The organism is Mycobacterium sp. TH-M116, assembly GCF_057473685.1.
Map to the genome: position 1 here is coordinate 1 of NZ_JBYCLC010000071.1, position 8,910 is coordinate 8,910.

Consider the following 8,910-nt stretch of genomic DNA (forward strand, 5'->3'; position numbering starts at 1 on the left):
CGCGCAGCGCGACGACCAGACTGGCTGAACCCCGCACCAAATCTTCCTTGCCGACGAGCTTGGTGATCGCGTCCGGGCGAGCGCGCGGACCGCTGCGGCATTGGGGCCGTTGGTCACAGATCACTCTGCCGCCCGGAACTTTTCGGCGCCGGCGCATGACTACTGAGCGACAACCCGACGAGATTCCGGCGACTCATGCCATCCAGCGTCGGGCGTCGGCAACATGAGCAACAGCGGATAGGGGTACTGGATGTCATTCGTGATCGCAGCGCCGGAACTGGTGGAGGCGGCGGCGGCGGATCTGGCAAGGCTCGGTTCGACGGTCACCATGGCCAACGCCGCGGCAGGGCTTTCGACGACCGGGCTGGCGGCCGCGGGTGCAGACGAGGTGTCAGCGGCCGCCGCGACGTTTTTTTCCGGGTACGCCCGGGACTACCAAGCGCTGAGCAGCCGCGCGGCCGCGTTCCACGCCCAGTTCGTACAGTCCCTCAACACGGGCGCGAGCGCCTATGCCGGCACCGAGATCGCCAACGCACAGCACGGGTTGCTCAACGCGGTCAATGCGCCCAGCGAGATGCTGACGGGGCGTCCGCTGATCGGCAACGGCGCCGCTGGCACCACCAACGCCCAGGGTATGGGGACGGCCGGCGGGGCCGGAGGGTGGTTGTACGGCAACGGAGGCGTCGGCGGCGCCAGCACAGCGTCCGGAGCGGCCGGCGGGGCCGGCGGATCGGCAGGTCTGATCGGCAGCGGTGGTTCGGGCGGGACGGGTGGCGCCGGTGCTGCCGGCGGCGCCGGCGGAAATGGCGGATTTTTGTTCGGCAACGGCGGTTCCGGCGGGACTGGTGGTGCCGCCCTCGGCGGCATGGGCGGTATGAGCGCGCACGGCGGCGTCGGCGGCAGGGGCGGCATGGGCGGCCTGATCGGCAACGGCGGAACCGGCGGTGCCGGCGGAAACGTTGACGTCGGCATCGCCGGTAACGGCGGTATGGGCGGCATGGGCGGCACCCTGATCGGCGGCGCCGGAGACGGCGGCGCCGGCGGAAACGTCACCGGTTCGGGGACGGCCGGCGCCGGCGGCAGGGGTGCCATGGGCATGCTCCTCGGCACAGGCGGCGCGGGCGGCGCGGGCGGTACGGGCATCGGTGCAGCCACCGACGTCACCGGCGGCGCCGGAGGTACAGGGGGCTCCGGCGGGTGGATCTACGGCAGCGCCGGCGCGGGCGGTGACGGCGGCGCGGGTCTCGGCACTGGTAACGGCGGCATCGGAGGCATGGGCGGCAACGGCGTGGGCATCAGCCACGGCGGCGCCGGCGGCACCGGTGGGGCCGCCACCGGCACGGGCAACGGCGGAGCAGGCGGTGACGGCGGGACCGCAGGCGTGTTCGGCAACGGCGGCGCCGGCGGTAACGGCGGCGCCAGCGCGTCGACGACGACCGGCGCCGGCGGAGCCGGCGGGGATGGCGGCCATTCGGTCTACATCGGCGACGGCGGCAACGGCGGCAACGCCGGAGCAGGCATGGCGCCAGCGAACGGCGGGAACGGCGGCGACTCCACACCCATCCTCGGCAACGGCGGCAACGGCGGCAACGCGACCGGTGGCGGCATGGCAGGCATGGGCGGCATGGGTGGCATGCTCGGCCACAGCGGGGCGAACGGTGCCGGGACGGGCGGCGGCAGCATGGGCGGAATGGCGATGGGGTAGGCGTCTTGCCGCGACGGTCATCCCCAGGCCTGACGTCATGTGCCGCGTACGCTCCGACACGTTCCGTTTGGGTTCACGCATCGGGCGAACGCTGTTGCGCGTCAGCCGAATTCCACAAGAGTCACGGGAGCCCGGAGCCGGGCGAAGCAGGGCAGACTGTAGGACAACGAAGTCACGCACCGCAAGGCCCTGCCGCGGCCCGGCGGGTAGCGCAACTCGCGGACCGCGCGGATCCCGGGTAGCGCGGCCAGCTCGTCGTACTGGTCGGCGGTGAACGAGAACGGCATAGGCGGGGCGGTGTAATCCTTGCTGAGCCTGAAGCCTCGGTACTGAGAATAAGCGCTCAAAAACCACGGGACGCTGTCGAAGATCAGCTGCCCACCGGGAAAGCGGTTGGCGCATACCGTGATCAGATCGACCACGGCGCCGCGCGACAGGTACTGAAAAAGGCCCTCAGCTGTGATGAGCACACCGTGGGAGTCGTCGACCTCGTCCATCCAGGAGTAGTCGAGCGCGGAGCGCGGACAACAGCGCAGCCGAGCGGATTGGGGCAGCAGTTGCTCGCGCAACCGTACGATTGGCGCCAGGTCCACCGAAATCCAGCTCAACGCACCGTTGTCCAGACGCCAGAAGCTGGTCTGCAGACCCTCCGCCAAAGCGACCACGTTGGCGTGCGGATGGGTGTGCAGGTAGCGGCACGTGGTGGTGTCGAACGTCAGGGCCCGCAGGGCAGTCGCCTGGTGGGTGCGGCCAAAACGCCGGTAGTCGTAGTCGAGGCTGTTGCGCAGAGCGATCGCCATCGGGTCGTCGATGATGGCGTCGGGTCGGGCGGCCTCCGTCGCCCGTTGATGCAGCGTGAGCAGCGCGGTTTCGGAGATCCCGTCGAGATGGCGGGCATCGAGCACTGGCATGACTTCGACTGTACTGCTCGGGGTTCGACGTGGCGGACCATCGGTGCAGCACCCCGCGCGAAACGCCGGAGCCAAACGTCGATATCCGCGTATTGCCGTCGGGACGGGAACTTTCCGCCCGCTTCCGCCGACCACTTTGCCAGTCCGGCAAATCAGTGTCCGACCGAGGGGGTGTGTAGCCGTGACAGCCGTCATCTGGATGGCGGTGCCTCCGGAAGTCCACTCTGCCTTGTTGAGCACGGGAGCCGGGCCGGGATCGACGCTGGCCGCCGCCGCGCAGTGGCACGAGCTGGGCAGTCAATACAGTGCCACCGCGGCCGAGTTGAGCCGGCTGCTGGCCGAGGTGGGCGCAAGCAGTTGGCAGGGCGCCGGCGCCACCGAATATGTGGCGGCACACGGCCCTTACCTGTCCTGGCTCGAGCAGGCTTCGCGTGACTGCGAAATCGCGGCCACGCAGCACGAAACGGCCGCCGCGGCCTATGACAGCGCCCGGGCCGCGATGCCCAGTCTGGTCGAACTGGCGGCCAACCACACCACCCACACCGTCCTGATGTCCACCAACTTCTTCGGCATCAACACCATCCCGATCGCCCTCAACGAGGCCGATTACGCCCGTATGTGGGTGCAGGCCGCTGACATCATGACCGAGTACCAGACGATCACCGCCTCGGCGACCTCGGCGGTGCCGACTCTGCAGCCGGCACCCCCCATCCTCAAGCAAGGCGCCCTGGCCCGCAGCGCCCCAACGGCAGACTCCGATTCGATCGCTCGATTCATCAGCCAGATCATCACCTTTGTTTCACAGTTGGGAACCCCACAGCAGATCGACCAGATTCTCGAATTCTTTCAACAGCTGTTCCAGCAACTCGGTTTCAGCCCCGGCGTCGCCTTTGTCCTGGCCTTCGTCGCCCTGTGGTTGTACGACGTGCTCTGGTACCCCTACTACGCGTCGTATTCCCTTCTGCTCCTGCCGTTTTTCGCGCCCACCTTGAGCGCCCTGGGCGCCTTGAACGCGCTCACGCTGCTCCCGAACGGAACAGCCTCGTCCGGAACGCTTCCCATTGCGGTGGAACCGAGTCCCGGCCAACCCATCGGCTCGCAGATCACCGCTGCGATGATGCCGGCCGCGCCGGCCGCAGCCGGCATCAGCCCACTTCCGAGCGCCTCGACACCGGCCACGCCCGCGGCGCCCCCAGCGGCCGCGGCTCCGGCCTCCCCCGGCGTCAGCTACGCGGTGCCCGGCCTGGAACCGCCGGGCACCCGCTTCGGTCCCACAGCCGGTACGAAATCGCGTGACACCGCTGCTGACACCATCGAAGCCACCGAAGCGGCCGGCGCTGGCGCGGTGGCCGCCGGGGTCCGACGCAAACGACGCCGCAGACGTGGCGCGAGGACCCGTGGCTACCGCGACGAATTCGTCGAACCCACGGCCACCATGGACGGCGTTGCGTGCTCGGTCACGGAGTCCGAATCCACGGCGAACGAACAGGGCTCCGGGCATCTCGGCTTCACCGGTACGGCACCGATCCCGGCCGTCGCCCGCACGGCCGGGATGATCGAAGCGTCCTCCGTTGGCGCGACCGCTTCCCTCCCCCTGCTACCCGCCAGCTGGGAATTCACCGCCGACGCAACCTCGGAGGCGAACAGGGGGAACTTTTAGTCGGCTTCTCTCGACTATTGCTCTGGCTGGACCTTTGTGTGCACCAATCCGCCCAGGCGGCCGACATCGACCGAGGATGAGAGAAAACGGATGACGCTGAATGTGAAAGGCGAAGGCCTTGGCGCACAGGTCACGGGGATTGACCCGAAGAACCTGGACAGCATCACCACCGACGAGATCCGAGACATCGTCTACGAGAACAAGCTCGTGGTGCTCAAAGACGTTCATCCTGATCCGGAGGACTTCGTCAGGCTGGGGAGGATTATCGGCGACATCGTCCCCTATTACGAAACCATGTACCACCACGAGGATCACCCCGAAATCTTCGTCTCCTCCACCGAGCAAGGCCGCGGCGTCCCCAAGACCGGCGCCTTCTGGCACATCGACTACATGTTCATGCCAGAACCGTTCGCCTTCTCCATGGTCGTACCGCTGGCGGTGCCGGGCCCGGATCGCGGCACCTACTTCATCGATCTCAACCAGGTCTGGGAGTCGCTGCCCGCCGCCCACCAGAACCTCGCGCGCGGAACCTTTGCCACCCACGATCCGAGGCGGCACATCAAGATCCGCCCCAGCGACGTGTACCGGCCGATCGGAGAGGTCTGGGACGAGATCAACCGGACCACGCCTCCGATCAAGTGGCCCACGGTCATCCGGCACCCCAAGACCGGCCAGGAGATCCTGTACATCTGTGCGACGGGCACCACCACGATCGAAGACGCCGACGGCAACCCGTCCGACCCGTCGGTGCTGCAGGAACTGATGACCGCGACCGGCCAACTCGACCCCGAGTTCGCTTCGCCGTTCATCCATACCCAGCATTACGACGTCGGCGACATCGTGCTGTGGGACAACCGGGTTCTGATGCACCGGGCCAAACACGGCACGGCCGCCGGCACCCTGACCACCCACCGCCTGACGATGCTGGACGGCCTGGCGACGCCGGGGTACGCCGCATGAACGCCGGCCTGAGCCCGGCGGCCCGAATCGGGTCGGCAGCAACGGACACGGCGCCGATCGACGAGGATCTGCTCAGTAGGGTCCTCGAACCGTATTCCTCCAAGGGCTCTCGCTATCTCATCGATGCCACCTACCGGGCCACCGCCGACTCGGTGCTGGCCTACGGGAATTTCACCATTGCCGAGTCCGCCTACATCCGCAGCACAGGACACTTCAACGCGGCAGAACTGATCTTGTGCTTCAACCAACTCGCGTACAGCGCATTCGCTCCGGCCGTTCTCAACGAACAGATTCCGGAGCTCCGGGGCTGGTCGGTCGTCGACTATCTGGACAACCAGCTGGCCAACATGTTGATCAAGTCCACGTCCTCGCGGTTTCGCGGTCCGATCAACGCTCAATGCTTCTCGGCCCGCCTGTGGTGTAACGATTTCCAGGTCATCGAGCGGACACTGCGTTACCTGCTGGTGCCCTGCGCCATCGAGTTCTGGGACGAACACGGCGGTGCGGCGTCGGCCCAGGTCGAGCTCGTAGTCCTCAACATCCCCTGACCCGCGCACAGCAAGGAGATTTTCGCCATGTCACAGTCAGCGCCCAACGTGCTGCATCGGGTCATCGAGCAGGCACGGCGACATCCCGACGCCATCGCGCTGCGCCGCTGTGACGGCACGAGCACGCTGCGGTACGGAGAGCTGATCGCCGAAGTCGACACGCTGGCAGCGACTCTGCATTCGTCTGCCATCACCCGCGGCTCCCGGGTCCTGGTCCTTTCCGACAACGGTCCCGAAACCTACCTCTCGGTCATGGCCTGCGCGCGGCTGGGGGCAATCGCCGTCGTGGCGGACGGCAGGCTGCCGCCCGCAACCCTCGATCGGTTCTGCCAGATCACCGAACCGAGTGCGATCCTCATCTGTCCCGGTTGCAGGACCAATTGGTTTTCTCCTCCTGGGCCGGTGTGCCCGCTACCGGCGATCCCCGTAGAGATCGCCGCAGGGGCGCGTCGCTTGGCCACGCCGACCGAAACCTTGCCTCGCGCCGGCGAATCGAGCGCCGACGATCCGCTGGCGATGATCTTCACCAGCGGTACGACCGGTGAACCCAAGGCGGTGCTGCTGGCCCACCGCACCTTCTTCGCCATCCCCGACATCCTGCAGGACGAGAACCTGGACTGGATCACCTGGGTTGGCGGCGAGACCACGTATTCGCCGCTTCCGGCCACGCACATCGGCGGGCTGTGGTGGATTCTCACCTGCTTGATGCACGGCGCGGAGTGCGTCACCGGCGGTGAGGACACCATATCGCTGACGGAGATCCTCAACGCCAACGAGGTCGCGTCGACGTGTCTGGTCCCGACACTGGTGTCCAGGCTTGTCGCCGAAACGAAATCCACCGACGCGGTCGTACCCAGCCTGCGGTTCCTCGGTTACGGGGGTTCGCGGGCGGTCGCTGCCGATATCCAATTCGTCGAGGCCGCCGGGATCCGCACCGCACAGGTCTACGGCCTGAGTGAAACAGGCTGCACCGCAATGTGCCTGCCGACCGATGCGGGCTCCGTCGCCAAGATCGAGGCGGGCGCGGTGGGGCGCCCGTATCCGGGCGTGGATGTCTTTCTGGCTGCCGCCGGCGAACGGCCTTGCGCCGGCGTCGCGGACCCGTCCGCCTCATTCGGTACGTTGTGGGTCAAGTCCCCGGCGAACATGCTGGGCTACTGGAACGATCCCGAACGCACCCGGGATGTTCTGGTGCAGGGGTGGGTCAACACCGGCGATCTGCTGGAGCGCCGCGAGGACGGTTTCTTCTACATCAAGGGGCGATCATCGGAGATGATCATCTCCGGCGGGGTGAATGTCGCACCTGACGAGGTCGATCGCATCGCGCACGGAGTAGCGGGCGTGCGCGATGCCGCGTGTTACGAGATACCGGACGCCGATTTCGGGGCCCTGGTGGGGCTGGCCGTCGTCCCCGCGCAGGATCTGGCGGAGCCCGACATCCGCACGCTCAAACAGGCGCTTGCCGCGCGCTACCGGAACGAATCGGAATCGATGGCGCGTCCGTCGGTCATCGAGCTCGTGGCGGACATCCCACGGACCCAGTCCGGCAAGGTCATGCGGGCGTCACTGACCGCGACGCTGAACGGAGTCAAAGCCGAAGCGGCCGTGCGTGGCTGAGTACTTGCGGGACAAGATCATGACCGCCCTGTGCGCGGTCCTGTACATCGACGAGTCGGATCTCGCGGACGGTGACGCGACCGACCTTCGCGACCTCGGCCTGGATTCTGTTCGCTTCGTAATGCTGATGAAGCAGCTCGGTGTCGACCGGGAGTCCGAGGTACCCAAGCGGTTGTCGGAGAACCTGTCCGTTGCGGGCTGGGTCCGCGAACTGGAGAACCTGCGTGACTTCGCCTGACGATGACCGCGCGCACGATGAACGCCCGCAAAGCGTGCGGCTGAGCAGATCCCAGCACAACCTCTACAACGGGGTGTTGCAGAACGCCGATCCTGCGTTGTACCTCATCGGCAAGAGTTACCGATTCCGCCCGTTGGAACTATCGCGATTCCTGGCCGCACTGGAAGTCACGATTCTCGCAAATCCACTGCAGCTCTGCGTTCTTGAGGCCTCCGCAGCGGGCACCGGATCTCCTGAGCTTACCCTCCGGCTGCAACCCGGAGACCTCGTACGCCTGACGGCCGGCGGCGAGCATTCAGGCGGCGGGGAACTCATGCGCAGCTGGTCGTCGGGCTTGCTCGGGAAACCATTGGTCCGCTACACCGTGCAAACCGATGAGAACGGCCAGGTGTCAGGCCTCGACGTCCACGCCCACCACATTCTGCTCGACGGCGGGGCGACGGGCATCATTGAGGCGGACCTGGCGCGGCACCTCGCCGCTGCCAGCGTGACCGAGTTGCCCTGCGTCAGTGCGGGTATGACCGCGTTGGCCCGGGCACACCGCCGCGAGGCGGACAAGGTCGAGGAAGCGCTGCGCCACGTCGTCCCTGCCGTGCAACGCGAACTGTCCGACGAAACACGACACGGCAGGCCGCGAATCGGCACTGACGACTCCCCCGCCACGGCCGCTAGGGGGGTCATGCGCGAAGCCGTGCAGGTCAGCGGTGACGCCTTCGAAGCGCTCCGTGCCTTCTCGGAAGCCAAGCAGGTCCCGCTCAACGTGCTGGCGGCTGCAGCTGCCGTAGCGGTGGACGCCAGCATTCGGCAGAGCACTGAGGGGCTGCTCGTGCACACGGTGGACAACCGTTTCGGGGACCGGGACCTTAACGTGGCGACTTGCCTGGTCAACTCGGTCGCGCATTCGTTCCGATTCGCGTCGTTCGCGTCGGTAGGCGATGTCGTCGGCGCGCTCGACCGGAGCTACGTCAAAGCCTTACGGCGCCGGTGGCTTCGCGAAGAACATTTTCGGCGCATGTGGTTGGCAATCAACCGGACCACGCGCGTCGCGGCGTTGACGGTCAATTTCATCCGCGAGCCGTGCGCCCCGGAACTGCGGCCGTTCCTGTTTGAAGCACCCACCGCCACCGCCATCGGTCCGGTCGAGGGCCTCACCGTGGCGTGCGTACTCGACGATAGCGGGCGTACCCTCGACTGCGCGATCTGGAACCGGGCCGATCTGCCCGATGCGAACGCACCCGCCGGAATCGCTGCACGCCTCGCCGCGGCCCTGA

The 8,910-nt window shown here is 67.1% G+C and carries 7 protein-coding genes and 1 pseudogene; 7 read left to right on the forward strand and 1 reads right to left on the reverse strand.

All coding sequences use genetic code 11. From position 1 onward, the window contains the following. Positions 1 to 250: 250 nt before the first annotated feature. On the forward strand, positions 251 to 1,705 hold the full coding sequence (locus AC2VOK_RS03590) for a PE family protein (protein ID WP_428899262.1): 1,455 nt from the start codon (positions 251 to 253) through the stop codon (positions 1,703 to 1,705). Positions 1,706 to 1,806: 101 nt separating this feature from the next. On the opposite strand, the gene AC2VOK_RS03595 is transcribed toward AC2VOK_RS03590, so the two are convergent. After that, positions 1,807 to 2,616 carry a class I SAM-dependent methyltransferase gene (locus tag AC2VOK_RS03595; protein ID WP_428899263.1) on the reverse strand — a complete coding sequence of 270 codons (810 nt, stop codon included), beginning with the start codon at positions 2,614 to 2,616 and terminating at the stop codon, positions 1,807 to 1,809. Between the two features lie 199 nt (positions 2,617 to 2,815). Between AC2VOK_RS03595 and AC2VOK_RS03600 the strand changes: the two genes are divergently transcribed. The 6 genes and pseudogenes from AC2VOK_RS03600 to AC2VOK_RS03625 form a co-directional block, all read left to right on the forward strand. Beyond that, a complete protein-coding gene (locus AC2VOK_RS03600; RefSeq protein ID WP_428899264.1) occupies positions 2,816 to 4,276 on the forward strand; it encodes a PPE domain-containing protein in 1,461 nt (486 codons plus the stop codon). A gap of 90 nt (positions 4,277 to 4,366) precedes the next feature. Then, a complete protein-coding gene (gene scoE / locus AC2VOK_RS03605; protein WP_343709429.1) occupies positions 4,367 to 5,236 on the forward strand; it encodes a (3R)-3-[(carboxymethyl)amino]fatty acid oxygenase/decarboxylase in 870 nt (289 codons plus the stop codon). Then, a complete protein-coding gene (locus AC2VOK_RS03610; protein ID WP_343709428.1) occupies positions 5,233 to 5,784 on the forward strand; it encodes an FcoT family thioesterase in 552 nt (183 codons plus the stop codon). Before scoE ends, AC2VOK_RS03610 begins: the two co-directional genes overlap by 4 nt. Before the next feature lie 27 nt (positions 5,785 to 5,811). Then, complete coding sequence (fadD10, locus tag AC2VOK_RS03615; protein WP_343709427.1) at positions 5,812 to 7,401, forward strand: fatty acid--CoA ligase FadD10; 1,590 nt, start codon at positions 5,812 to 5,814, stop codon at positions 7,399 to 7,401. 4 nt (positions 7,402 to 7,405) lie between these two features. Then, positions 7,406 to 7,639, forward strand: a complete 234-nt coding sequence (locus tag AC2VOK_RS03620) for an acyl carrier protein (protein ID WP_343709431.1) — start codon at positions 7,406 to 7,408, stop codon at positions 7,637 to 7,639. Continuing rightward, positions 7,626 to 8,910: pseudogene (locus AC2VOK_RS03625) on the forward strand (hypothetical protein); the annotation flags it as partial. The gene AC2VOK_RS03620 and the pseudogene AC2VOK_RS03625, both read left to right, overlap by 14 nt.